Raw genomic sequence first — 22,874 nt, 5'->3', positions numbered from 1 at the left:
TCACCCGATCACGAACAGCGGCTGGTCGAACTCGATCGGCTGGCCGCTCTCGGCCAGCACCTTGAGCACGGTGCCGGAGGTGTCGGCCTCGATCGGATTGAACATCTTCATCGCTTCGATGATCGCCAGGGTGTCGCCGGCCTGCACCGACTGGCCGACGGTCACGAATGGGGGCTTGTCCGGCGCCGGCGAGGTGTAGAAGGTGCCGACCATCGGCGCGCGCAGCACGTGCCCGGCGGGCAGGTCGTCGGCGGCCTTGGCGGCGCCGCCGGTGGCGGCATCGACCGGCGACTGCATCGGCATCGGGGCCTGCGCCTGCACCTGCATTGGGGCGGCCTGGATCATCGGCGTGGCGGCGACCCCGCCGCGCGGGCTGCGGGCCAGGCGCACGGACTCCTCGCCTTCCTTGATTTCGATCTCGGCCAGGTTGGACTCTTCCAGCAGGTCGATGAGTTTCTTGATTTTTCGCAGGTCCATGGGTGGGCCTCTTGGTGGAATTCAGGACGCCGCGGGGAGCGGCAACGTAAAGGGGGGGGGGCGGCCGTCAGGGCCGGGCCGTGGCCAGCCGCGACAGCGCGGCATCGAGCGCATAGCGGTAACTGTCGACGCCGAACCCCGCGACCACGCCGACCGCCAGGTCGCTGAAATAGCTGTGGTGGCGGAACGGTTCGCGGGCGTGCGGGTTGGACAGGTGGATCTCGTAGAACGGCACCGCCGCGGCGGCCAGCGCATCGCGCAGCGCCACGCTGGTGTGGGTGAAGGCCGCCGGGTTGATGAGGATCAGCGCGGTGCCGTCGGCGCGGGCTGCCTGCACCCGCTCGACCAGCACGTGCTCGGCGTTGGACTGCATGCACTCCAGCGCATGGCCGGCGGCCTCGGCGCGTGCGCGCAGGTCGGCGTCGATCGCGGCCAGCGTGGCCTGCCCGTACACGGCCGGCTCGCGTTCGCCGAGCAGGTTGAGGTTGGGGCCGTGCAGGACCAGCAGCTTTGGCATGAAGGGCCGGGATTCGGAAAGGCGGCAGTGTGGCCGAAGCGTTACCGCGTTGTCCAGAAGTTCGCTGCCGTTTCGCCGAAGTTGTCGCGATTTAAACGAATGTTTGAATGTGGGCGGCTACCGCGCCGCCCATTCGTCGATCTCGCCGTGCTCGAACGGGCCGATCTTCTGTTTGACCAGCCGGCCCTCCGCGTCGATCAGCGCGGTGAACGGCAGGACGCCCTTGGGATTGCCGAACTGCACCCCGGCATCGCGTGGCCCGGGCGTATCGAGCAGGATCGGGTAGCGCACCGGCGTGTGCTGCAGGAAGGCCCGGACCGCCTCCACGTCGTCCAGCGCGATCCCGACCACCTGCACGCCGTCGGCGGCGGCCTGGTTGGCGGCGAAACGGTCGAGCTCCGGCATCTCCTGGATGCACGGGCCGCACCAGCTGGCCCAGAAGTTGACCAGCAGCGGGCGGCCCGCGTGGGCGGCGGGCAGGGTGACCGGGCGACCGTCGAGGTCGGGAAGCACCACGGTCGGGATCACTTCGCCACGTCGGGCGACGGCCAGTCCGTCCGGTGTCGGCGGGGCGGACGCGGACAGCGCTTGCTGCAGGGCGCGCTGGCCGAGTTCGGATTCCAGCAGCCGCCCGGGGCCGTTGGACCACAGCCCGGCGACGATGCCGAGCGTTCCGGCACCGACCGCGACCAGCAGGACCTTGGTGAACGGTTTCATGGCAGCGCCGCCCGCGCCCGGTCGGCGCGTTGGGCGAACTTCGCGGCGGGTTCGAAGCCGAACAGCCGCAGTTCGCGGCGTTCGACGCCATCGACGTAATACAGCGTCGCCGGCGGGCCGATGATGCCGAGCCGCTTCATCAGCGCCTGGTCGGTGGCGTCGTTGGCGGTGACGTCGGCCTTGAGCAGGACGAAGTCGGCGAGCGCGGCGTGCACGGTGGGCTCCGGGAAGGTGTCGCGTTCCATTTCCTTGCAGGCCACGCACCAGTCGGCATAGAAGTCGAGCAGCAGCGGGCGGCCGGCGGCCTGGGCGGCGTTGATCTCGCGGTCGAGGTCGCCCAGCGATTTGATCGTGCGGAACGGCAGTTCCCGGACCTCGGTGCCGCCGCCGCGCAGGCCCGCCAGCGGCTGCAGGGGGTCGTGGCTGCCGGCCAGCGCGCCGACCACCTGCGTCGCGCCGGCCACGCCCAGCAGCGCGGCCAGTGTCCAGCCGAGCGCGCGCAGACCGTCGCGGGCCGTCGACTTGCCCAGCGCCAGCGCCAGCATCGCCGCCGCCCCGATCAGCAACGCGCCCCACAGCCCCAGCACCAGCGGCGCCGGCAGGACCCGGGACAGCATCCACACCGCCAGGCCGAGGAATACAAAACCGAACACCCGCTGCACCGCGACCATCCACGGGCCGCTGGTCGGCAGGCCCTTGCCGGCGGCGACGCCGAACGCCAGCAGGGGCACTCCCATGCCCATCGCCAGCAGGAATAGGGCGGCGCCACCAAATACGGGGTCCTGGGTCTGGCCGATATACAGCACCGCGGCGGCCAGCGGCGGCGCCACGCACGGGCCGACGATCAATGCCGACAATGCCCCCATGACGGCGACCCCGGCCAGCGAGCCACCACGCTGGCGGTCGCTGAGGCCGCCGAGCCGGTTGCGCAGCGCCGATGGCAGCTGGATTTCGTACAGACCGAAGCTCGACAGCGCCAGCGCCACGAACAGCGCCGCGAACGCCGCCAGCACCCACGGGTTCTGGAATGCGATCTGCAGGTTGGCGCCGACCAGCCCGGCGACCACGCCCGCCACGGTGAACACCATCGCGCTGGCGAGTACATAGACCAGTGACAGCCCGAACGCACGGCCGGCACCGAGCCCCCGTCCGTGGCCCGCCGACGCACCCGCGATGAGCCCGGACAGGATCGGGATCATCGGCAGCACGCACGGCGTGAACGCCAGCAACAGGCCGAAACCGAAGAAACTCAGCAGCGCCAGCCAGCGGTCGGGGCCGGACAGGGCGGCGGCGAGGCGGCTGTCCTCGGCGAGGCCGGCGTCCGGTACTCCCGCGACATCCCGCGAGTCGCCCCCTGTAGGAGCGACGTCAGTCGCGAGCGCCTCGCCATCCGGCGTCGCCGTGCGGTCGCGACTTACGTCGCTCCTACCCGAAGCGGATGCCACTGGCGGTGCGGTGGGATCGGGCTTGTCCCGTGATGCTTCATCCCGATCGGCGGATGCAGGGACGGCAGCGTTGCTCCCAGTCACCCCGCCCGCCGGCACAGCCACCTCGACACTCCGCGTCATCGGCGGATAGCAGATCCCGTCCGTCTGGCAGCCCTGGAAGGTCGCGGTCAGCCGCAGCGTGGCCGGGTCGGGGCGTGTGCGCCGCAATGGCAGCGGCACGTCGATCTGGCGGAAATAGACCACCACGTCGCCGAAATGCTCGTCGCGGTGCTCGGTCCCCTGCGGCCACTGCGGCGCGCCGAGGGTGATGCCGGCAGCGTTGCCGGCCAGCGTGAGCGAGGTGTTGTCGCGGTACAGGTAGTAGCCACGCGCCGGGGTGAAGCGCAGCAGCAGGGAATTGCCGTCACCGGCGATCGCTTCGAACCCGAACGCCTGCTCCGGCGGCAACGGCAACGGGTCGGTGCCGGCCGCGGTACCGCCCAGCAATGGATTGACGCCCCCGGCCAGCGGATTGGCCGCGCCCGCGGCACCCCCGTTGCCAAAGGCCACCAGCGGCGCGGCTTCTGCATTGTTCGCCCCCCCGGTCGGCAGCGCCACGGTCAGCTTGCGCGTCTGCGGCGGGTAGCAGATGCCGGCGTCGGCGCAGCCCTGGTACTTGACTGTCAGGACCGTGCTCGCCGCCCTGGCCTGGCCCGGTAGGGTCGCGTGCAGCCGGTCGCGGTAGGTCTCGACCGCACCGAAGAATTCGTCCTCGTGGGCTTCCCCGGCAGGCATCCGCAGCGATCGTGCGTCGAAACCGCTATCGGCCTCGACGCTGGTGCGGTGCCGGTAGAGGTAGTAGCCATCGGCGATCCGCCAGTCGATCGAGATCGCACCGGGCGATTCCGCCCGCGCCTGCAGCGCGAAGGCCTCGTCGACGGGGAGCAGGTCATCCGGATCGATCGCCGCCGTGGCCGGCGCAAGCGCGCCGAGCAGCAGGACCAGGCCCAGCAGTTGAAAGCCCCGCCGGCGCGGGCGCTTGGATTCTTCAGTCATCTTCACGGGTCTGTTCGGCCACCCAGGCGAGGTACGGCGCCAGTCCGCCGGCGGCTTCGACCGCGATCAGTTCCGGCAGTTCATATGGATGCAGGGCCTGGACCCTCGCGGTAACCGCGTCGAGCCGGTCGGCGCCGGTCTTGATCAGCAGCAGCACTTCATCGGCATGCTCGACCGCACCCTCCCAGCGATAGGTCGACTGCAGCCCCGGCAACCGGCTGACGCAGGCGGCCAGACGTTCCGTGACCAGTGCCTCGGCGATGACGCGGGCGCTGGTGGTGTCGGGGCAGGTGCACAGGCAAAGCAGGACGGACATCGGCCGGGAAACCGCGGGCGGGAGGGCTGTATAGCCTAGCCCAGTGCGTCGCCCGGGCCGGTGGCCTCAACCCCGGCCGCCGCCCCGCGGCCGGCCGACCCGGTGCACCGCCAACTGTTCGGCGATCTCGACCAGCGGCACCCGCGAGCGCGGCGGGCTGTCGCGGAACGCGGTCAGCAGCCGCAGCTCCAGCGCATCGTCGACCAGCAGGGCGTCCGCCGCCGCGACCGAGTCCATCGCCACTTCCGGCGACAACGTCATCTTGCCGCGCCCGGTCGCCAGCCATTCGAACTGCACGCCGGTGGCCATCGCCACCTGGCGCAGGTTCGATGCGCTGGGCGATTTGCCGGGCGAGGCTTCCCAGTGGCTGACCGCGCTGCGCTGGACGCCGACCGCGGCGGCAAGCGCGGCCTGCGACAGGCCGCCGTGGCGACGGGCGAGGCGGATGCGGAGTTCCGGGGTCATCTAGCTGTAAAAGTGGGAGCGGAGATACCTGTATTAACCATGCTCCCGAAAGTCACGTCAAGTCGTGTGCTATCGGTATCCATATTCTCCTGATAGTCAGCTTCCGTCGTATTATTTCGACGTATATCACACATATGGGATACCAAAAGTAGCTTTTCCATACCGGGAAGTCCGTAGTCACGGTGACCAAAACTGGCCATCATGGCCACTGACCGACAGGAAGTCGGCTCGACATGGGGGTCCAGGTCAGGGGAGAGGTGCAGGATCGCGCCGCGCTCGGAAGCCAATCCCGAAACCGGAAAAGAGCGTGTCCTTCGGGCCACGCTCTTTTTTTGTGCGCGGATCGCAACGGCGGGCTTGAAAGCGCCATGGCGCCCCCCATTTACCCGGCAGTCCCGTTGAGTCGGGCATGTCGCCCACGGTCGTCATCCGGTCGTGGCCGGCAGCTGGATTCCGCGTTCTTTTCCCACTATTTCAACCATTTAGAGGTTGCCATGAATATCAAGCCGCTGTTCGACCGCGTGGTCATCAAGCGTATGGAAGAAGAAAAGATGTCCGCCGGCGGCATCGTGATCCCGGATTCGGCCACCGAGAAGCCGATCAAGGGCGAGGTCGTCGCGGTCGGCGAAGGCAAGACCCTCGACAACGGCAGCGTGCGCGCGCCGAAGGTCAAGGCCGGCGACAAGGTGCTGTTCGGCAAGTACAGCGGCACCGAAGTGAAGCTCGACGGCACCGACCTGCTGGTGGTCAAGGAAGACGACATCTTCGCGATCCTCGGCTGATCGCGGTCGTCCTTCCGTTTCCCATCCCTTTTTCGCAATTCTTTTGAGGTAATCCGCAATGGCTGCCAAGGAAATCCGTTTCGGCGAAGACGCGCGCGCAAAGATGGTGCGCGGCGTCAACGTTCTCGCCAATGCCGTCAAGGCCACCCTGGGCCCGAAGGGCCGCAACGTCGTGCTCGACAAGAGCTATGGCGCCCCCACGATCACCAAGGACGGCGTGTCCGTCGCCAAGGAGATCGAGCTGGCCGACAAGTTCGAGAACATGGGCGCGCAGATGGTCAAGGAAGTCGCTTCCAAGACCTCCGACAACGCCGGTGACGGCACCACCACCGCGACCGTGCTGGCCCAGGCGTTCATCCGCGAGGGCATGAAGGCGGTCGCCGCCGGCATGAACCCGATGGACCTCAAGCGCGGCATCGACAAGGCCGTCGGCTCGGCCGTCGCCGAGCTGAAGAACCTGTCCAAGCCGTCGTCGACCTCCAAGGAAATCGCCCAGGTCGGCACCATCTCGGCCAACTCCGACGCCAACATCGGCGACCTGATCGCCCAGGCGATGGACAAGGTCGGCAAGGAAGGCGTGATCACCGTCGAGGACGGTTCGGGCCTGGAGAACGAGCTGGACGTGGTCGAGGGCATGCAGTTCGACCGCGGCTACCTGTCGCCGTACTTCATCAACAACCAGCAGTCGATGCAGGCCGAGCTGGACGACCCGTTCATCCTGCTCTACGACAAGAAGATCTCCAACGTGCGCGACCTGCTGCCCGTGCTCGAGGGCGTGGCCAAGGCCGGCAAGCCGCTGCTGATCGTCGCCGAGGACGTCGAGGGCGAGGCGCTGGCGACCCTGGTGGTCAACACCATCCGCGGCATCGTCAAGGTCTGCGCGGTCAAGGCGCCGGGCTTCGGTGACCGTCGCAAGTCGATGCTGGAAGACATGGCCGTGCTGACCGGCGGCACCGTGATCTCCGAGGAAGTCGGCCTGCAGCTCGAGAAGGCGACCATCAACGACCTCGGCCGCGCGAAGAAGGTGCAGGTCTCCAAGGAGAACACCACCATCATCGACGGCGCCGGCGACACCGCGGGCATCGAGAGCCGCATCAAGCAGATCAAGGCGCAGATCGAGGAGACTTCCTCCGACTACGACCGCGAGAAGCTGCAGGAGCGCGTGGCCAAGCTGGCCGGCGGCGTGGCGGTGATCAAGGTCGGTGCCTCGACCGAGATCGAGATGAAGGAAAAGAAGGCCCGCGTCGAAGACGCCCTGCACGCCACGCGCGCCGCAGTTGAGGAAGGCGTGGTCCCGGGCGGCGGTGTCGCGCTGATCCGCGCGCTGGCCGCGATCACCGGCCTGAAGGGTGACAACGAAGACCAGAACCACGGCATCCAGATCGCCCTGCGGGCGATGGAAGCGCCGCTGCGCGAGATCGTCATCAACGCCGGCGAGGAAGCTTCGGTCGTCCTCAACAACGTCAAGGAAGGCAAGGGCAGCTACGGCTACAACGCCGCCAACGGCGAGTACGGCGACATGCTCGAGTTCGGCATCCTCGACCCGACCAAGGTCACCCGCACCGCGCTGCAGAACGCCGCGTCGATCGCCGGGCTGATGATCACCACCGAGGCGATGGTCGCCGAGCTGCCGAAGAAGGAAGAGCCGCCGATGCCGGGCGGTGGCGACATGGGTGGGATGGGCGGCATGGGTGGCATGGGCTTCTGATCCAAGCCTTTCCGCACCACCAGCAACACCAGGGACCCCGCCGCAAGGCGGGGTTCTTGCTTTCAGTATCATTCCCGAAGAAACAGGGGAATCGATCAAGTGGATCAGGCGCAGCTCAACACCCTCACCAATTTCATATGGAACATCGCCGACGACGTGCTGCGCGACATCTACGTGCGCGGTAAATACCGCGATGTGATCCTGCCGATGACGGTGTTGCGTCGCCTGGATGCGGTGCTCGAACCGAGCAAGCAGACAGTGCTGGACATGAAGGCCGCGCTCGACCGCGAAGGCATCGCAAACCAGGACGATGCCCTACGCACGGCCGCCGGACAGGCCTTCTACAACACCTCGCCATTCCGGCTCCGGGACCTCAAGTCCCGAGCCACGCGGCAGACGCTGCGGGATGACTTCGAGGCCTATCTCGACGGCTTCTCGCCGAACGTGCAGGACATCCTCGACAATTTCGAGTTCCGCAACCAGATCCCGCGCCTGTCCCGGGCCGACGCCCTGGGCCCGCTGATCGAGAAATTCCTCGACAAGGACGTCAACCTCGGCCCGCGGCCGCTCGGCGACCTGCCGGGGCTGGACAACCACTCCATGGGCACCTTGTTCGAGGAGCTGGTGCGCCGCTTCAACGAAGACAACAACGAGGAGGCCGGCGAGCACTGGACCCCGCGCGACGCCGTGCGCCTGATGGCCAGCCTGATGTTCCTGCCAGTGGCCGAACAGATCGAATCCGGCACCTACCTGCTGTACGACTGCGCCTGCGGCACCGGCGGCATGCTCACCGTGGCCGAGGAAACCCTGCAGCAGATCGCCAGCGAACACGGCAAGCAGGTGGCCACGCATCTGTACGGGCAGGAGATCAACGGCGAGACCTACGCCATCTGCAAGGCCGACCTGCTGATCAAGGGCGACGGCGATGCCGCCGACAACATCGTCGGCGGACCGGAACACTCCACCCTGTCGAACGACGCCTTCCGCGCGCAGACGTTCGACTTCATGCTCGCCAATCCGCCCTACGGCAAGAGCTGGAAGAGCGACCTGGAGCGCATGGGCGGCAAGAAGGAATTGCGCGACCCTCGCTTCGTCATCCAGCACGGCGACGACCCGGAATACTCGCTGGTTACCCGCTCCAGCGACGGCCAGATGATGTTCCTGGCCAACATGCTGAGCAAGATGAAGCACGACACCCCGCTCGGCAGCCGCATCGCCGAGGTGCACAACGGCTCCTCGCTGTTCACCGGCGATGCCGGCCAGGGCGAGAGCAATATCCGCCGCTGGATCATCGAGAACGACTGGCTCGAAGCCATCGTCGCGCTGCCGCTGAACATGTTCTACAACACTGGCATCGCCACCTACGTCTGGGTGCTGGGCAACCGCAAGCCGGAGCACCGCCGCGGCAAGGTGCAGCTGATCGACGCTAGCGGTTGGTTCCGCCCGCTGCGCAAGAACATGGGCAAAAAGAACTGCGAACTGTCGCCCGACGACATCCGCCGCATCTGCGACACCTTCCTGGCCTTCGAGGAAAGCGAGCAGTCGAAGATCTTTCCCAACGAAGCTTTTGGTTACTGGAAGGTCAAGGTGGAGCGCCCGCTGCGCCTGCACAGCCAGCTCGCCCACGCCCGCATCGAAAGCCTGCGCTTCGCTTCCGGCGATGCGGATATCCGCGAAGCCCTGTACGACGAGTTCGGCGAGGCCCTGTTCGACAAGCCTGTCTCGGTGCGCAAGGCGCTGGAGCAACGCCTGGACGCCTGGGGGGCAAGCGACGGTGACGAAGACGATGACGACGACACACCCGCACCGCGTCGCCTGCCGGAGAAGAAAAAGAAGAAGCTGCTCAGCGCCGAAACCTGGAAGCGCGACGCGATTCTGGTGGAAACCACCCGGCGCCTGCGCGACGAGCTCGGCGACGACCTGTACGAGGACCACAACGGGTTCCTCGACCAGTTCAACGCCGCGCTCAAGCGTCTTGGCATCAAGCTCGGCGCACCCGACAGGAAGCTGATCGTCAATGCCGTGAGCTGGCGGGTCGAGGGCGCGCCGCCGGTGATCAAGAAGGTCCACAAGGCTGGCAAGGTCGATGCCGACCCGCTGCGCGGCCTGTACCCGGTCGAGATCGACGGCAAGCCGGTCGTGGTCGAGTACGAGCCCGACAGCGAGCTGCGCGACCACGAGCAGGTACCCCTGCTGGAGGAGGGCGGCATCGAGGCCTTCATCCGTCGCGAGGTGCTGCCCTACACGCCGGACGCCTGGATCGTCGAAGCCGATACCAAGGTCGGCTACGAAATCAGCTTCACCCGCCATTTCTACAAGCCGCCGGTGTTGCGCAGCCTGGCGCAGATCAGCGCCGACATCCTGGAGTTGGAACAGGAAACCGAAGGCCTGCTGTCGGAGATCACCGGCGGGACGCCCGCGTGAGGTCGCTGTCATGCAGCAGCCTGCCTTGCCTACAGACGCGGACCGCGCCTATATTGCAGGCAGGGTTTAATATGGAAAGCAATCCGGGCCATATGCAAGCCAGCCGCGCATGAATACCCCAGCCTCCCGCCAGCCGGACGACGCCATGCGCCACCGCGCCGGGCGCCGCATCGCCCAGTCCACCGGCTACCGCGCCTTCCACCCGGCGCCGCTGCCGCCGGACCCGCCGGTACGGCTGGAAGGCGGGCTGCAGGCCCTGCTGTCGCAGGCCGACCGCGCCCTGGGCCGGCTCGACGGCTCCATCCAGACCCTGCCCAACCCGGACCTGTTTGTATTCATGTACGTGCGCAAGGAGGCGGTGCTGTCCAGCCAGATCGAGGGCACGCAGAGCTCCCTGCAGGACCTGCTGGCCGCCGAGGCGCACGTGCTGGCCCCGGACCGCCCGCGCGATGTCGACGAAGTGGTCAACTACGTCAACGCGATGAACCACGGCCTGCACCGCCTGCACGAGCTGCCGGTGTCGGTGCGCCTGATCCGCGAGATCCACCATCGGCTGCTGCAGGGCGTGCGCGGCGCGCGGCTCACGCCCGGCGAGCTGCGCCGCACCCAGAACTGGATAGGCCCCGCCGGCTGCACCCTCAACGAGGCGACGTTCGTCCCGCCGCCACCGCACGAAGTGCCGGTCGCACTGGGTGCGCTGGAGAACTTCCTGCACACCGACAGCGAGCTGCCGCAGCTGATCCAGATCGGCCTGGCGCACGCGCAGTTCGAGACCATCCATCCCTTCCTCGACGGCAACGGCCGCGTCGGCCGCCTGCTGATCACCTTCCTGCTGTGCCAGCGCGAGATCCTGATCAAGCCGGTGCTGTACCTGTCGCACTTCTTCAAGCAGCACCGCACCGAGTACTACGAGCGCCTGCAGGCGATCCGCGATGTCGGCGACTGGGAAGGCTGGCTGGCGTTCTTCCTGCGCGGCGTGGCCAGCGTCAGCCGCGAGGCCACCGAGACCGCGCGCCGCATCCTGGCCCTGCGCGAGGATCATCGGGACAGGGTCACCACCGGCCTGGGCCGCGCCGCCGGTAACGGCCACAGGGTGCTCGAACACCTGTACCAGCGCCCCATCGTGTCGGTGGCCGACGTGGAGGAGCTGACCGGCACCTCGTACACCGCCGCCAACAACCTGGTCTCGCGGATGGTGGAGCAGGGCGTGCTGGTGGAAGCCACCGGCTACCGGCGCAACCGGCTGTTCCGCTACCAGGCGTATATCGACCTGTTTGGCGAGCCGGCCGATGCAGAAGGGGAAGCCGCGTGATTGACGGGTTGAAGCCGTATGTGGCGTACAAAGATTCCGGCTCTAAGTGGCTGGGCGAGGTGCCGGAAGGGTGGGAAGTTCGAAACCTGCGCACTCTCGTCGGGAAGCGCACTGAGCGCAATTGCCCCGACCTTCCGTTGCTGTCGGTCGCGCGCGAGAAGGGGGTCTTCGTCCGTTCGTTGACCGATTCGGGCGAAAACCACAATGTCATTCCCGACGACCTGAGCAACTACAAAGTTGCCCGTGCTGGAGATCTTGTAATCAACAAGATGAAGGCGTGGCAGGGTTCAATGGGAATCGCGCCTTGCGATGGCATCGTTAGCCCGGCCTATTTCGTGTTCGATCTTCGGTTGGCCAACGCTGCATTCGGTCAGCGGTTGCTTCGCAGCAGTCCGTACGTGGCGCATTTCGCGCAGGCATCCGATGGCGTGAGAATTGGCCAATGGGACTTGTCTGTTCCAGGGATGCGGGAGATTCCGGTACTCATTCCCCCAACCGATGAGCAAGCCGCCATCGTGCGCTTCCTGGAGCACGCCAACCGTAAGATCGACGGCTTCATCCGCGCCAAGCGCAAGCTGATCGCGCTGCTCAACGAGCAGAAGCAGGCCATCATCCACCGCGCGGTGACGCGCGGGCTTGATCCCGGTGTCGCGCTAAAGCCTTCGGGTATCGAGTGGCTTGGTGATATTCCAGCACATTGGGATCTGCGGCCGTTTGTACGCTCCGTGATCGAAAAGGCCGACTATCGAGGTGCGACTCCGGAGAAGGTCGAGAGTGGCGTCTTCTTGGTAACCGCGAAGAACATCCGCAAAGGATGGATCGACTACGAGTCTTCCAAGGAATATGTCCGAAAATGCGACTACGCCAAGATCATGAGGAGAGGGTTGCCAAAGGTTGGCGATATTCTGTTGACTACCGAAGCCCCGCTCGGACATGTTGCTTTGATTGATGACGAAAGTATCGCCCTGGCGCAGAGGATTATCAGATTCCGACCGGATCCCGGCTTGCTGCGGTCTGATTTCGCTTTGTACAGCATGAATTCTCGCTATTTTCAGTGCCAGCTTGCCGAGAGAGGTACCGGTTCCACCGCTGTGGGGATCAAGGCCAGCAAGTTGCCACAACTCAGAATCGCGTTGCCTCCAGTGTCAGAGCAAGAGCAAATCGTTCTTCGAGCCAATAGTGATTGCATGCCGCTCGAGAGCGCGATCGCGCGGGCAGAGCGCGAAATCGCCCTGATGCAGGAATACCGCACCCGCCTGACCACCGACATCGTCACCGGCAAGCTGGACGTGCGCGCGGCAGCTGCGACATTGCCCAAGGTTGCCGATGCGGCAGCAGACGAGCCCGTCACCGACGAGCCCGCTGACGAGCTGGAGTACGAGGACGCCTGATGAGCAGCCGACCGGCCATTCCCGCAGCCGTCAAACGGCAGGTCCTCCATGAATCCTGCCACCGCTGCGCGGTCTGCGGCTTCGGTCTGTCGCTCGAGATCGCACACATCATCCCGTGGCGTGAGTCGAAGGATCACGGCGCCGACAACCTGATCGCCCTGTGCGCCACCTGCCACACCATGGCCGATGCGCAGGGCTGGACCAGCAAGGACTTCGAAACCTACAAGACGTTGCCGTGGGCGCTGCGCACCAATGCCGCCCAGCCGATGAGCGCCGCGCAGAAGGCGATGGTCGACCTGATCCTGGCGCGCGACGCCGTCGACATGGGCGAGTACCAGCGCATGCAGCTGGTGCAGATGGTTGCGGCGTACGCGGGGGTCATGATTGCCGACGTGAAGCTGGTGGCCGTTGCGCCCAGCAACAGCGCGCTGGTCCGCATCGAGCTTCCGGTCGATGCCGCCGAACGCCTGATCCTCGCCTTCCAGGCGCAGGACCCGCGACTGGCGTCGTTCCTCGACGGCTTTGCGTTGCCGGCCGGCTTCGACATTGCCGGCGTCGCGCCCGCCTTCGGCCTCGATGGCGGCATCAAGCGGATCGAAACCGCGCGGCCGACGCCGGCGGACAAGCCGCCGGTCACCAACATCAAGGAAGAAGGGCTGGAGTCGCTGATCGTCGGCGCGATGACGGCTTTCGACTGGATCGCCGGGCGCAACGCCGATTACGAGCGCGAGTACGCCGTCGACCTGGAACAGCTCGCCACGTTCCTGGAACAGACCCAGGAGGACGTGGCCGCCGCGCTGGACCTGCGTGGCGACGGCCCGACGCGGCGCAGGTTCCTGGCCCAGCTGCAGGGCGAGATCACCCGCCGCGGCACCATCGACGTGCTGCGCAAGGGCATCGGCCACGGCAAGCACCACATCGACCTGTTCTACGGCACGCCATCACCGGAGAACGCCAAGGCCGTGGACCGCCACGCGGCCAACCGCTTCAGCATCACCCGGCAGCTGCACTACAGTCGCGAACAGTCGCGGCGTTCGCTGGACCTGGCGCTGTTCATCAACGGCCTGCCGGTGGCGACCTTCGAGCTGAAGAACAGCCTGACCAAGCAGACCGCCGAGGACGCCGAGGAGCAGTACAAGCGCGACCGCGACCCGCGCGAAACCCTGTTCCAGTTCGGCCGCTGCGTCGTGCACTTCGCCCTGGACGATCACGAGGTGCGCATGTGCACCGCGCTGAAGGGCGACAAGGGCACGGCCAGGGAGTCCTGGTTCCTGCCGTTCAACCAGGGCTGGAACCAGGGCGCGGGCAACCCGCCCAATCCCTACGGCATCAAGACCGACTACCTGTGGCGGCGCATCCTCACCCCGGGCGGGCTGACCGACATCCTCGAGAACTACGCCCAGATCGTCGAGGAGAAGAACGAGAAGACCGGCAGGAAGAAGCGGGTGCAGATCTTTCCGCGCTTCCATCAGCTCGACGTGGTGCGCAAGCTGCTGGCCGATGCGGCGTGGACCGGCGCCGGCAAGCGCTACCTGATCCAGCACTCGGCCGGCAGCGGCAAGTCCAATTCGATCGCCTGGCTGGCGCACCAGCTGATCGGATTGCGCAAGGACGGGCGCGACGTGTTCGATTCGATCATCGTCATCACCGACCGGCGCATCCTCGACCGCCAGATTCGCGAGACCATCCGCGGCTTCGCCCAGGTGTCGACACTGGTCGGCGCGGTGACGGAGGGCGGGGGTAGTTCCAAGACCGAGCAGCTGGCGAAGTTCCTGCGCGACGGCAAGAAGATCATCATCTCCACGGTGCAGACCTTCCCGTTCGTGCTCGACCGCATCGGCGACGAGCACCGCAGCGGCCGCTTCGCGATCATCATCGACGAGGCGCATTCCAGCCAGGGCGGGCGCACCGCCAGCAAGCTGAACATGGCGCTGGCCGAGGAGCCAGCCGACTACAACGGCGAGCCGGATTTCGAAGACCGCATCAACGCGATCATCGCCTCGCGCAAGATGCTGGGCAACGCGAGCTATTTCGCCTTTACCGCCACGCCGAAGAACAAGACCCTGGAAATGTTCGGCACGCCGTACCAGGAAGGCGGGGAGACCAAGTATCGGCCGTTCCACACCTACACGATGAAACAGGCGATCGAGGAAGGCTTCATCCTCGATGTGCTCAAGCACTACACGCCGGTAGCCAGCTATTACCGGCTGGCCAAGACCATCGAAGGCGACCCCGAGTTCGACGTCAAGAAGGCGCGCAAGAAGCTGCGCATCTACGTGGAAGGCCACGGCAAGGCGATCCGCGACAAGGCCGAGATCATGGTCGACCACTTCCACGAGCAGGTGATCGGCCGGCGCAAGATCGGTGGCCAGGCGCGGGCGATGGTGGTGACCGGCAGTATCGAACGTGCAATTCGGTACTTCTTCGCCTTTCGCGACTACTTGGCCGAGACCCGTAGTCCATACAAGGCCATCGTCGCCTTCTCCGGCGAACCCGAGTACAAGGGCGAGAAGGTCACCGAGACCAGTTTGAACGGCTTTCCAAGCGGAGAGATTGCCGAGCGCATCCAGGAGGATCCCTATCGCTTCCTGATCTGCGCCGACAAGTTCCAGACTGGATATGACGAGCCGCTGCTGCACACCATGTATGTGGACAAGGCCCTGTCTCACGTCAAGGCGGTGCAGACGCTGTCGCGGCTCAACCGGGCGCACCCGAAGAAGCGCGACGTGTTCGTGCTCGATTTCCACAATGACGTCGAAACCGTCGAACACGCCTTCGCCGACTATTACCGCACCACGATACTCAGCCGTGAAACCGATGCCGACAAGCTGCATACGCTCAAGTACGAGCTGGACGGCTCTCAGGTCTATGTGCAAACGCAGGTCGACTCCCTGGTGCAGCTATACCTGAATGGCGCCGAGCGCGACCGGCTCGACCCCATCCTCGACGCCTGCGTTGCGGTGTACTTGCAGGACCTGGACGAGGACGGACAGGTTGCTTTCAAGGGCAAGGCCAAGGCATTTACCCGCACCTACGACTTCCTCGCCAGTATCCTTCCCTATGGCGTGCAGGCTTGGGAAAAGCTGTCGATCTTCCTGAACTTCCTGATCGCCAAGCTGCCGGCACCAGTCGAGGAAGACCTGTCCAAGGGCATCCTCGACGCCATCGACATGGACAGTTATCGCGCGGAAAAGCAGGCGACCTTGGCGATCGCGCTGCCCGACGCCGACGCCGAGATTGAGCCGGTGCCGACCTCCGGCGGTGGCCGTAAGCCCGAGCCGGAACTGGACCGGCTGTCAAACATAGTGAAGGCGTTCAACGAACAGTTCGGCGGCCTGTTCGCCGACCCGCAGCGCATGGAGCAACGCATCACCGACGAGATCCCTAGCCGCGTGGCGGCCGACCAGGCTTACAAGAACGCCAAGCAGAACTCGGATCGCCAGAATGCCAGGATCGAGCACGACAAGGCGCTCAAGCGTGTCCTCATGGCGCTGTTCGCGGACGACGCTCAATTGTTCAAGCAATTCCAAGACAACGAGTCGTTCCGTCATTGGTTGGCGGAAACCGTTTTTTCCATGACCTACGATCAACCCTGAGAAAAGAAGGCTCGCGTCAAGACGCCCTGCACGCGACCCCCGCTGCGGTGGAAGAAGGCCCTCAACAACGTCAAGGAAGGCAAGGGCAGCTACGGCTACAACGCCGCCAACGGCGAGTACGGCGACATGCTCGAGTTCGGCATCCTCGACCCGACCAAGGTCACCCGCACCGCGCTGCAGAACGCCGCGTCGATCGCCGGGCTGATGATCACCACCGAGGCGATGGTCGCCGAGCTGCCGAAGAAGGAAGAGCCGCCGATGCCGGGCGGTGGCGACATGGGTGGCATGGGCGGCATGGGTGGCATGGGCTTCTGATCCAAGCCTTTCCGCACCACCAGCAACACCAGGGACCCCGCCGCAAGGCGGGGTTTCTGTTTGCACGCTTCGCCGGGCCAAGGCTTGGCGCCGCGGGGTCCTGTGGAAACGTTTCTGAACCCGACGGTTCTTTATTGCACTGCAGCGTGCACTCGACCTAACAAGTCCTTCACGATCGAGCCGCATCCCGACGTGGGGGAGGGAGCAGGCCCGCTACCGGTTCGACCGGGGCGGGCTTTTTACTTTCTGCCATCATCGTGTCGATGAACGATGCCCCCGACGGTTCCGCCATCGATGCCATCGCCGAGCGCGCGATGGCGCGCCTGCCTGCCGCCGCGCCGCTGACACCAGCCCAGCAGGTGCGGGTGCGCGCGGTTGCGGTTGCCAGTGATTTCGCGGTCGACACGCTGGTGCGGCAGCCCGGTTTGTTGCGGCAGTTGCTCGACGATGACGGAGCCAACCCCGTGGCGGCGCCCGCGCTTGACGCCGACCGGCGCGACGACTGGCCGGGCCTGCTGCGACGCTACCGCGCGGCCGAATCGACCCGGCTGGTCTGGCGCGACGTGCACGGCCTCGACGATGTCGACGCGACCCTGGCCGGCAGCACCGCCTTGGCCGAAACCTGCCTGGCACTCGCGCTGGATGCGCTGGAGCCCGATTTCGCCAGCCGCCACGGCGTCGTGCGTGACGACGATGGCGTGCATCAGCGGCTGGTGGTGTTCGGGCTCGGCAAGCTCGGCGGTGGCGAACTCAACTTCAGTTCGGACATCGACCTGGTCTATGCCTACGAGCACGGCGGCGGAACCAGCGACGGCACCCGGCCGCTTGAAGCCGAGCAGTACTTTTCGCGGCTCGGGCAGCACCTGGTCAGGCTGCTCGACGAGGTAACCGCCGACGGCTTCTGCCACCGGGTCGACCTGCGGCTGCGCCCGTACGGCAATGCGGGGCGGGTCGCGTGGTCGTTCCCGGCGATGGAGCAGTACTTCCAGCGCGAAGGGCGCGACTGGGAGCGCTACGCCTGGCAGAAAGCGCGGCCGGTGGCGGGCGACCGGGACGCGGGCGAGCGTTTCCTGGAGACCCTGCGGCCGTTCGTCTACCGGCGCTACCTGGACTACGGCGCGCTCGACGGCCTGCGCAGCATGAAGGCCGCGATCAGCGCCGAGGTCGCGCGCAAGGAGCTGGCCGACGACATCAAGCGCGGCCCCGGCGGCATCCGCGAGATCGAGTTCCTGGTGCAGACGCTGCAGCTGATCCGCGGCGGTCGCGAACCGGAACTGCGCGTGCGCCAGTTGCAGCCCGCACTGGCCGCGCTGGTGGAGGCCAACCAGGTCGAACCCTCCGCGGGCGACGCGCTCGACACGGCCTACCGCCACCTGCGCCGACTGGAAAACCGCCTGCAGATGCTGCGCGACGAGCAGACCCACGCGCTGCCCGAGGACGCGGTCGACCGCGCCCGCATTGCCGATGGCCTCGGTCACGGCGACTGGACGGCCCTGCGCGCCGCGCTGGACGTGCATCGCGCGGTGGTCAGCGAGGAGTTCGCCGCGCTGCTGGCGCCGCGGCCATCCAGCCACCAGCCGGCTGCGCTGGCCGGTTACTGGCGCAAGTTGCGCGACACCTCGGGCGACCAGCCCGGCGAGCTCGCGCTGCTGTCCGACGCCGGCTTCGCCGACGCCGGGCCGGCCGACTCGCTGTTACGCGACCTGGTCCGCAGCCCCGGCGTGCGCGGCCTGTCGGACAGCACCAGCGCCCGGCTCGACCGCGTGCTGCCGGCGTTGCTGCAGGGCGCGGCCGGATCAAGCCAGCCGATGCTCGCGTTGCGCCGGTTGCTCGCGTTGCTGCACAACATCCTGCGCCGCAGCGCCTACCTCGCGTTGCTGGACGAGCAGCCGCCGGCGCTGGCACGGCTGGTCGAGGTGGTCGGCCACAGCGCGTTGCTGGCCGAGCGGCTGGCGTCGTACCCGCTGTTGCTGGACGAACTGCTGGACGCGCGCATCGGCGGCCCGCTCCCCGGGCGCGAAGAGCTGATCGAGGCCTGTTTGGCGGTCGCGCGCGATGCCGACGACGGCGTCGACGATGGCATCGCCGCCGACGACACCGAGGCCGTGCTCAATGCGCTCAATGAAGTCCGGCAGGCGTTGAGCTTCCGGATCGCGATGGCCACCCGCGACGGCCGCCAGGATGCGGTCGAGAGCGCACAGCAACTGGCGTGGCTGGCCGACGGGGTGGTGATGCGCGTGCTCGCCCTGGCCCAACGCGAGGTCGCGGCCGCGCATGGCCGGGTACCCGGGGCGCGGTTCGCGGTGCTGGGTTACGGCAGCCTTGGTGGCGGCGAGCTGGGGTTCGGGTCCGACCTCGACCTGGTGTTCCTCTACGACACCACCGGTGGTGCCGACCAGTCCGACGGCGCCCGTCCGCTGGATGCCTCGCGCTGGTTCGCGCGGCTGGCGCAGAAGGTGGTGGCGCTGCTCGGCACGGTATCGGCGGCCGGCCGGCTGTTCGACGTCGACGTGCGGTTGCGACCCGACGGCGCCAAGGGCCTGCTGGTATCGACCCTGGCCAGCTTCGCCGACTACCAGCGCAGCCGCGCGTGGAACTGGGAACACCAGGCGCTGGTACGCGCGCGCTGCGTCAGCGGTGACGCCAGCCTGTGCGCCGACTTCGGGCGCGTGCGCGACGAGACGCTTGCGCGCGAGCGCGACCCCGCGCAGGTGCGTGCCGACGTGTCGAAGATGCGCGCGCGCATGCGTGCCGAACTGGATCGAAGCGACGCGGCGGCGTTCGACCTCAAGCAGGGCGAAGGTGGGCTGGTCGACCTGGAGTTCCTGCTGCAGGCGCTGGTGCTGGACCATGCCGACGCGGCGCCCGGGTTGCTGGGCCCGCGTGATACGCCCGGCCTGATCGGGGCGCTGCGGGAGGCGGGCGTGTTCGGCGCGGACACCGCCGACAGGCTGCTCGCAGCGCACGCGGCGTTGCTCGCGCGCGGGCTCGAATGCAGTCTTGACCGGCGCCAGCGGCGGGTGCCACGCGACGAGGCCGTCGAAGCGGCGCGCGCCGCGATACGGGATGCAGTGGCGGCGCATGGCCTGGATTTCAGCGGGACGGCTGCGGCGGAACCCGGAGCGGGTCGCGATATCCCCACGCGATATCCCCATGTAGGAGCGACGTAAGTCGCGATTTCCTCGGGAACCGGGATCGCCGTGCAATCGCGACTTACGTCGCTCCTACATGGGGCGGGATCCGGACTTCAATCCAGCCCCAGTCGCTTACGCACTTCCGCAGCAACCCGGGCAGTCTCCCGCAACGGCGTCACCGCGAATGCCGCCAGGGCGTCATCCACCGGCCGCACCCGGCCAAGACCGAGCAGGCTGTCGACGAACCGCCGCGGCCGCCCGCGCACCGCGTCGATGCCGGCGACGAACACCGGCAGCGTGGTCGCGCAGGCTTCCGACAGCATGTTGACCGAGTCCGCGGTGCACACGATGCGGTCGGCGCAGGCCAGCAGGCCGGAATACGGGTTCGGCCCATCGGCGCTGCCGCTCCAGACCATGCCTTGGCGGCCGGCGAAGCGCTGGTGCAGGCGCGCGACGACATCGGCGGGAGTGCGTCGCGACGTGGTCACCAGCAGGCAACCGCCCTCGGCCTCGACCACCCGTTGCAGGCGGTCGGCCAGCGCATCCCACCACGCCGGCTGGAACCGCGCATGCGCGCTGTTGCCTCCCAGCAGCAGCGCGGTGCGCGGTTGCGACAGCGTCGCCAGCGCACTGAAGTGACGCCGCGCGGACTGCAGCCAGGCGTCGTCGATCGGATTGAGGCTGCCGAGCAGGCGGATGACGTTGTCGCCGGCCAGGTCGTCGTGTTCCGGCGCGATCACCAGGTCCCAGTGCCGCGGCGCGAGTCGCGGGTCGAGTATCTGCACCGCCCGCGCACCGCGCCGACGCAGCAGCCGGGTCGCCAGCGCGGCCTGCCGGCCACAGCCGATCGCCAGCCGTGGCGGCGTTGCGAGCGCGTCGCGGAAATCATCACCGAACGCGAAGCCCGCGCCGGGCAGCGCACGCGGGGCCAGCCATCGCCATGGCGCGCGCGCCTGCAGCACCCATTCGCGCGCCGGCCGCCCCAGCGCCGCCGCCAGCGCACGCGCCTGGCGCACGTTGCCGGCATTGCCGTCGGTCAGCATCCAATTGCTCGCGCGGGGGTTCGATTGTTCCATTTATGGCAGTAATCCGTTGCGAGGGCATCGGCTGTTGCTTCAACGGCAGACTTTACACTTGCATGCATCGGCCGCGGCTTCCCCGCGACCATCGCATTCACGGAGACCAGGATGACCGACCAGGCCACGCCCCCGACCGCAGCACTGCCGCCGCAGGCGCTCGACCAGCTGTTCCGTACCGCCCGTACCCACAACGAGCTGGGTGGCGAGGTCAGCGACGAAACGCTGCGCGAACTCTACGACCTGCTGAAGTGGGGCCCGACCAGCGCCAACCAGACGCCGGCACGGTTCGTGTTCGTCAAGTCGGCCGAAGCCAAGGCCAAGCTCGGCCCGGCGCTGAGCGAGGGCAACCACGCCAAGACCATGGCCGCGCCGGTGACGGTGATCATCGGCTATGACGAGGATTTCCACGAGAAGCTGCCGTACCTGTTCCCGCATACCGACGCCAAGAGCTGGTTCGACGGCCCGCGCGAGGGTCGCCATGACCACGCGTTCCGCAACAGCAGCCTGCAGGGCGCCTACCTGATCCTCGCGGCGCGCGCGCTGGGCCTCGACACCGGTCCGATGTCGGGCTTCGACAACGCGATGGTCGACGAATTGTTCTTCAGCGGCACCACGATCAAGTCCAACTTCCTGGTCAACCTCGGTCACGGTGACCCGGACAAGCTGTTCGCACGTTCGCCGCGGCTGCCGTTCGACGAGGCCGCGCGGATCCTTTGACCGACCCGCCGGATGCGCAGCCGCCTCCGGCACATCCCAACAAGCTTCGGAGATATCCCATGTTCAAGAAACTCGTCCTCACCGTCGCCCTGGCCAGCGCCAGCACGCTCGCGTTCGCCGAGCCGGTGACCTACAAGCTCGACCCCGCCCACACCGACGTGATCGCGCAGTGGAGCCACTTCGGCTTCTCCAACCCGAGCGCGCACTTCGGCGATGCCGACGGCACCCTGGTCTACGACGCCGACAACGTCGCCGCCTCCAGCGTCGAGGTGACCCTGCCGCTGTCGGGCCTCAACAGCTTCACCGACAAGTTCGACGAGCACCTGCGCAGCAGCGACTTCTTCGATGCGGCCGCGTTCCCGGTCGCGACCTTCAAGAGCACCAGGGTCGAGTCCGCTGGCGAAGGCAAGCTCACGGTCACCGGCAACCTGACCATCAAGGACATCACCCGTCCGGTCGTGCTCGACGTCACCCTCAACAAGATCGGCGAGAACATGGGCGGGCAGCCGGCGATCGGTTTCGACGCCACCACCACCGTCAAGCGCACCGACTTCGACCTGGGCATGGCGGCGCCGGCCGTCAGCGACGAGGTGAGCCTGCGCATCACCACCGAGGCCGCGGTGCCCAAGGACGCCTGAACATGATCATCGAACGCCCTTCCGCCAATCGTGGCCACGGCCCGGCGCATGTCGACTGGCTCGACAGCCGCCACACGTTCTCGTTCGGCGATTACCACGATCCGGACTGGATGGGCTTCGGTGTGCTGCGGGTGATCAACGAAGACCGCGTCGCGCCCGGCGCGGGCTTCCCGACCCATGGCCACTCCAACATGGAAATCCTCAGCTACGTGCTGGCCGGCGCGCTTGCGCACGAGGACAGCACCGGCGGCGGTGGAGTGATCCGTCCGGGCGAACTGCAGTGGATGAGCGCCGGCCACGGTGTGCGCCACAGCGAGTTCAACGCATCGAAGGACGATCCGGTGCATTTCCTGCAGATCTGGCTGCAGCCCGACCGGGTCAACGCGGCACCGGCGTATGCGCAGCGCGACGCCGTCGAGGCCGTGGGCTGGCAGTTGCTGGCTTCGCCCGACGGCGCCGACGGCAGCCTGGCGATCAGGCAGGATGCGCGGGTGTTCAATGCGCGGCTGGCAGCAGGCGAGGCGGCGGAACGGGAGTTGCAGCGGTCGCGGCGCTACTGGCTGCACGTGGCGCAGGGCGCGGTGGAGGCCAATGGTCGCGCGTTGGTGGCCGGTGACGCAATGGGCTACGTCGAGGAAGGTGGTTCATTGCGGATCACGGGCCAAGGCGAGTCACGCGCTGACATCCTGCTGTTCGACCTGCCGGCCTGACCCGCCAGAGGGTTCATGTAGGAGCGACGTAAGTCGCGATCGCACGGCGATCCCGGTTCGCGAGGAAATCGCGACTTACGTCGCTCCTACATG

Annotated in this window: 17 protein-coding genes and 1 pseudogene; 11 read left to right on the top strand and 7 right to left on the bottom strand. The window is 67.1% G+C overall.

Annotated features, from left to right (window positions below; translation table 11 throughout):
- The 6 genes from accB to ACT9AS_RS14325 all read right to left on the bottom strand — a co-directional run bounded on the left by accB (position 1) and on the right by ACT9AS_RS14325 (position 4,975).
- Positions 1-477, bottom strand: coding sequence for an acetyl-CoA carboxylase biotin carboxyl carrier protein (gene accB / locus ACT9AS_RS14350; RefSeq protein ID WP_445100843.1), 477 nt, complete (start codon positions 475-477; stop codon positions 1-3).
- 67 nt (positions 478-544) lie between these two features.
- Entirely contained in the window at positions 545-994 is a 450-nt protein-coding gene (aroQ, locus tag ACT9AS_RS14345) for a type II 3-dehydroquinate dehydratase (protein ID WP_445100842.1), read from the bottom strand.
- Positions 995-1,111: 117 nt separating this feature from the next.
- A complete protein-coding gene (locus tag ACT9AS_RS14340; protein WP_445100841.1) occupies positions 1,112-1,711 on the bottom strand; it encodes a redoxin family protein in 600 nt (199 codons plus the stop codon).
- Positions 1,708-4,194 carry a protein-disulfide reductase DsbD gene (gene dsbD, locus ACT9AS_RS14335; RefSeq protein WP_445100840.1) on the bottom strand — a complete coding sequence of 829 codons (2,487 nt, stop codon included), beginning with the start codon at positions 4,192-4,194 and terminating at the stop codon, positions 1,708-1,710. The genes ACT9AS_RS14340 and dsbD overlap by 4 nt, the downstream gene beginning before the upstream one ends.
- Positions 4,187-4,510 carry a divalent cation tolerance protein CutA gene (cutA, locus tag ACT9AS_RS14330; protein ID WP_445100839.1) on the bottom strand — a complete coding sequence of 108 codons (324 nt, stop codon included), beginning with the start codon at positions 4,508-4,510 and terminating at the stop codon, positions 4,187-4,189. Before cutA ends, dsbD begins: the two co-directional genes overlap by 8 nt.
- 66 nt (positions 4,511-4,576) lie before the next feature.
- Positions 4,577-4,975, bottom strand: a complete 399-nt coding sequence (locus ACT9AS_RS14325) for a helix-turn-helix domain-containing protein (RefSeq protein WP_445100838.1) — start codon at positions 4,973-4,975, stop codon at positions 4,577-4,579.
- A 494-nt stretch (positions 4,976-5,469) separates the two neighbouring features.
- On the opposite strand from ACT9AS_RS14325, the gene groES reads away from it, so the two are divergent.
- From groES to glnE, 8 genes and pseudogenes are all read left to right on the top strand, one after another.
- A complete protein-coding gene (gene groES / locus ACT9AS_RS14320) occupies positions 5,470-5,757 on the top strand; it encodes a co-chaperone GroES (protein ID WP_445100837.1) in 288 nt (95 codons plus the stop codon).
- Positions 5,758-5,815: 58 nt separating this feature from the next.
- Positions 5,816-7,465: a chaperonin GroEL gene (groL, locus tag ACT9AS_RS14315; protein ID WP_445100836.1), complete on the top strand. Its 1,650-nt coding sequence runs from the start codon at positions 5,816-5,818 to the stop codon at positions 7,463-7,465.
- Positions 7,466-7,564: 99 nt separating this feature from the next.
- Positions 7,565-9,889 carry an N-6 DNA methylase gene (locus tag ACT9AS_RS14310; protein WP_445100835.1) on the top strand — a complete coding sequence of 775 codons (2,325 nt, stop codon included), beginning with the start codon at positions 7,565-7,567 and terminating at the stop codon, positions 9,887-9,889.
- A gap of 109 nt (positions 9,890-9,998) precedes the next feature.
- Entirely contained in the window at positions 9,999-11,201 is a 1,203-nt protein-coding gene (locus ACT9AS_RS14305; RefSeq protein ID WP_445100834.1) for a Fic/DOC family N-terminal domain-containing protein, read from the top strand.
- Positions 11,198-12,592, top strand: a complete 1,395-nt coding sequence (locus ACT9AS_RS14300) for a restriction endonuclease subunit S (protein WP_445100833.1) — start codon at positions 11,198-11,200, stop codon at positions 12,590-12,592. The genes ACT9AS_RS14305 and ACT9AS_RS14300 overlap by 4 nt, the downstream gene beginning before the upstream one ends.
- Positions 12,592-16,188: a type I restriction endonuclease gene (locus tag ACT9AS_RS14295; protein WP_445100832.1), complete on the top strand. Its 3,597-nt coding sequence runs from the start codon at positions 12,592-12,594 to the stop codon at positions 16,186-16,188. The genes ACT9AS_RS14300 and ACT9AS_RS14295 overlap by 1 nt, the downstream gene beginning before the upstream one ends.
- A gap of 60 nt (positions 16,189-16,248) precedes the next feature.
- Positions 16,249-16,503, top strand: a pseudogene (locus ACT9AS_RS14290) (TCP-1/cpn60 chaperonin family protein); the annotation flags it as partial.
- Between the two features lie 257 nt (positions 16,504-16,760).
- A complete protein-coding gene (gene glnE / locus ACT9AS_RS14285) occupies positions 16,761-19,673 on the top strand; it encodes a bifunctional [glutamate--ammonia ligase]-adenylyl-L-tyrosine phosphorylase/[glutamate--ammonia-ligase] adenylyltransferase (RefSeq protein WP_445100831.1) in 2,913 nt (970 codons plus the stop codon).
- A 77-nt stretch (positions 19,674-19,750) separates the two neighbouring features.
- Here glnE and ACT9AS_RS14280 read toward each other — a convergent pair whose 3' ends face one another.
- Entirely contained in the window at positions 19,751-20,680 is a 930-nt protein-coding gene (locus ACT9AS_RS14280) for an ELM1/GtrOC1 family putative glycosyltransferase (protein ID WP_445100830.1), read from the bottom strand.
- Between the two features lie 144 nt (positions 20,681-20,824).
- On the opposite strand from ACT9AS_RS14280, the gene ACT9AS_RS14275 reads away from it, so the two are divergent.
- Genes ACT9AS_RS14275 through ACT9AS_RS14265 form a run of 3 tightly spaced genes read left to right on the top strand, consistent with a single transcriptional unit; the run spans position 20,825 to position 22,781 of the window.
- A complete protein-coding gene (locus ACT9AS_RS14275; RefSeq protein WP_445100829.1) occupies positions 20,825-21,433 on the top strand; it encodes a malonic semialdehyde reductase in 609 nt (202 codons plus the stop codon).
- A gap of 59 nt (positions 21,434-21,492) precedes the next feature.
- Positions 21,493-22,071, top strand: a complete 579-nt coding sequence (locus ACT9AS_RS14270) for a YceI family protein (protein WP_445100828.1) — start codon at positions 21,493-21,495, stop codon at positions 22,069-22,071.
- Positions 22,072-22,073: 2 nt separating this feature from the next.
- On the top strand, positions 22,074-22,781 hold the full coding sequence (locus ACT9AS_RS14265; RefSeq protein WP_445100827.1) for a pirin family protein: 708 nt from the start codon (positions 22,074-22,076) through the stop codon (positions 22,779-22,781).
- Positions 22,782-22,874 lie beyond the last annotated feature (93 nt).

The organism is Lysobacter sp. F60174L2, assembly GCF_052547135.1.
This window is presented reverse-complemented; position numbering and strand designations above follow the sequence as displayed.

Bases quoted from the DNA above. Each gene is read 5' to 3' on its own strand.
- cutA (WP_445100839.1), bottom strand. From the start codon at position 4,510: ATGTCCGTCCTGCTTTGCCTGTGCACCTGCCCCGACACCACCAGCGCC.
- ACT9AS_RS14295 (WP_445100832.1), top strand. From the start codon at position 12,592: ATGAGCAGCCGACCGGCCATTCCCGCAGCCGTCAAACGGCAGGTCCTC.
- ACT9AS_RS14340 (WP_445100841.1), bottom strand. From the start codon at position 1,711: ATGAAACCGTTCACCAAGGTCCTGCTGGTCGCGGTCGGTGCCGGAACG.
- groES (WP_445100837.1), top strand. From the start codon at position 5,470: ATGAATATCAAGCCGCTGTTCGACCGCGTGGTCATCAAGCGTATGGAA.
- dsbD (WP_445100840.1), bottom strand. From the start codon at position 4,194: ATGACTGAAGAATCCAAGCGCCCGCGCCGGCGGGGCTTTCAACTGCTG.
- aroQ (WP_445100842.1), bottom strand. From the start codon at position 994: ATGCCAAAGCTGCTGGTCCTGCACGGCCCCAACCTCAACCTGCTCGGC.
- ACT9AS_RS14265 (WP_445100827.1), top strand. From the start codon at position 22,074: ATGATCATCGAACGCCCTTCCGCCAATCGTGGCCACGGCCCGGCGCAT.
- ACT9AS_RS14280 (WP_445100830.1), bottom strand. From the start codon at position 20,680: ATGCTGACCGACGGCAATGCCGGCAACGTGCGCCAGGCGCGTGCGCTG.
- ACT9AS_RS14275 (WP_445100829.1), top strand. From the start codon at position 20,825: ATGACCGACCAGGCCACGCCCCCGACCGCAGCACTGCCGCCGCAGGCG.
- groL (WP_445100836.1), top strand. From the start codon at position 5,816: ATGGCTGCCAAGGAAATCCGTTTCGGCGAAGACGCGCGCGCAAAGATG.
- ACT9AS_RS14325 (WP_445100838.1), bottom strand. From the start codon at position 4,975: ATGACCCCGGAACTCCGCATCCGCCTCGCCCGTCGCCACGGCGGCCTG.
- ACT9AS_RS14305 (WP_445100834.1), top strand. From the start codon at position 9,999: ATGAATACCCCAGCCTCCCGCCAGCCGGACGACGCCATGCGCCACCGC.
- accB (WP_445100843.1), bottom strand. From the start codon at position 477: ATGGACCTGCGAAAAATCAAGAAACTCATCGACCTGCTGGAAGAGTCC.
- ACT9AS_RS14270 (WP_445100828.1), top strand. From the start codon at position 21,493: ATGTTCAAGAAACTCGTCCTCACCGTCGCCCTGGCCAGCGCCAGCACG.